The organism is Endozoicomonas sp. SESOKO3 (genome assembly GCF_024606255.1).
On record NZ_JAHHPR010000559.1, the window covers coordinates 1 to 2,294 of the forward strand.

Genomic DNA, 2,294 nt, shown 5'->3' on the forward strand with positions numbered 1-2,294 from the left:
AAAAATTTCCCAAAGACTTCCATAATGTCAATGACCAACTCAATCTTGGAGCCAACAACGCTGTCTTTCCTCTGATCAGTCTGGTCAAGGGACTTACATTGTTTGTCGGCAATATTTTTGCATTCGCAGATCAATACACAGAGGAGGATAATACAGAATGACGTTGATACTCCCCAGTGCCCCCAACATCTTGGCGAATCATCCTGTTACACATCAATAACCAAGCCACTGCCCGCTGGACAGAAAGACCTTTGGCGCAGCAAACGGCTCAGATCTTATCCCGGCATCACTGACAGTCTATTTGCACTGTTCGGTATGACACAGGCATAGCCAACGGCCTTATTTCAACTCTGGGATCCTTCTTTTTTGGAACTTTCGTTTAATCAACAGGTCAATATATGAAAGCGTTCTTTGGCTGGGCTCACCCTCGTCAAGATTAAGGATAATCAAAGATAGGAAAAAAAGGATGAATCAATTATCTCAACCCTCATGTAATCAGGGGCAAAATCTCTTTACTCGCACCGCTGTAGACCGTGTTACAGAAGATGTTACAGCGAATCATGGCAATGTCACTGGCACTGGCAGAATCGTTAGTCCTGTCAGTAGTGAGCCACTTGCAGAAAAGCGCGAAGATTTCACACCCGATCTCGTAACAGGGCAAAAAGAAATCGGAATTTCCTCCAGAGCCGTTGTTTTAGATGTAGATACCCCTAAGGCCCCTAAAATCAAACCAAAACCAAAAACACTTAAAACCATTCAGGGGGCGAACACTGCTATCTTAACCGACAGACAAGTCAAGCTGATTCAGGAACTCATCGGTTTTAGAAAAGGCAGACTCAGGGTAGATGAATTTATAGATGTTATCGACTTCCTTCGTTGTCGTCCGAAAATAAATTTGCCTAAAGATTATTCCAGATCCCCAACACTTTTGTCAGGGATAATAAGAAATCAACTATGGAATGTTTTCGATATGGAGGAAAGTGATGAAATGAGGGAGGTATTAATGTCAACCACTGAAAGGAGAAAACAGATATTCCTGGCTGATGTCAGGAGAACAGAATTGAGACATCACTTCACAGACCTTACTGAAGAATTAAAAAATGATATTGATTTTCTGACTGAATATTCAAGTCAGCAGGGTATTCCCTATGGTACACCGCCGAAACTGGCAATACCGATTTATGAGCGTCTGGATATCGCAGCAAAAATAAAATCTTTGCCTGTTCTTCCAGACAGCTTTAAAGATGATGATTTGTATGATCAGCTTATCCGTTCAGGAAGGATACAACTTAAAGACCTGCCACAAGACATCCTGGATAAAAACGAAGAGTACTGTCTTTTACAATTATCGAAGGGGTTGTGTACATTATCAGAGGTTCCGGCTCCGTTTTTAACAAAAAAATCCATTTTGGATTCACTCAATGGTTTCGGTTTGTACGATAATTTTATCGAGTTTTTCAAAAATTATAATAAATATATGACGGCGATCAATGATCCTGACTTCTTTGAAGAGGTACTTCTCAAAGCTACTTCAGCAGCGCTGGAAATAAGAATGAATTGCTATGTTTCAGGCATCTACCCCTTGTCTGATGTTTATCATTATTGCATAGAAAGATACAAAGATGGCAGGGAGGGATTTGCTTCGTTGTTAAAAAGATTGGTAAAAGCTAATCCCTTTTTTGTCATAGTCGTTGAAAATTTGAGTGATTCATTGCTTCAGGAATTGATTGAAATAGGAAAAAAATCATTATCACAAATGTTAAGCACAAGACCTGAAATAAGCCAGGCTTTTGATACAGGAGTCCTTTTTTCTTTCTTTAATAAAGTTAATGCAGAAGATGATTTTAAAAACCGCGTTATGAATATTGTTTATCCGTATTTTCCTGGCAATTATTCCTGCAGTTTCCCGGAAGAAATAAGGCAGAAGCAAGATGCCATAGTCCTGCATTCTGAACCCTTTAGTGCTGGAGAAAGCCATATTATCGACAGACGTTTACGGCCCGAAAAAGCCAAACTCATAATAGACTACATTGAACATTTTCAATTTTTTTTGAATCGTTTTAATGATAAGGAATATCTGGATAAGTGTTGCACTGACCCAACAGTCCGGCAAAGGCTTATTCATGTCCTTGCTAACAGAATCATTGCCAACAAGCAGCTGTTCATGACGGGGTGGAGATCTTGTCTATCCCGACAATTAATTGATGATACTCTGGCTTATCTCAATAATCCTGCCCTTTTCTCCGAACTGGATGTCTCCGGCACATTAACAGAACCGGTGAATCCTCTCAAAT

At 40.0% G+C, this 2,294-nt stretch carries 1 protein-coding gene; it reads left to right on the forward strand.

The window, feature by feature from the left end; translation table 11 throughout:
• Positions 1-466: 466 nt before the first annotated feature.
• Positions 467-2,294: hypothetical protein (locus KDK18_RS09660; protein WP_257254696.1), on the forward strand; the 1,828-nt coding region annotated here is incomplete at its 3' end.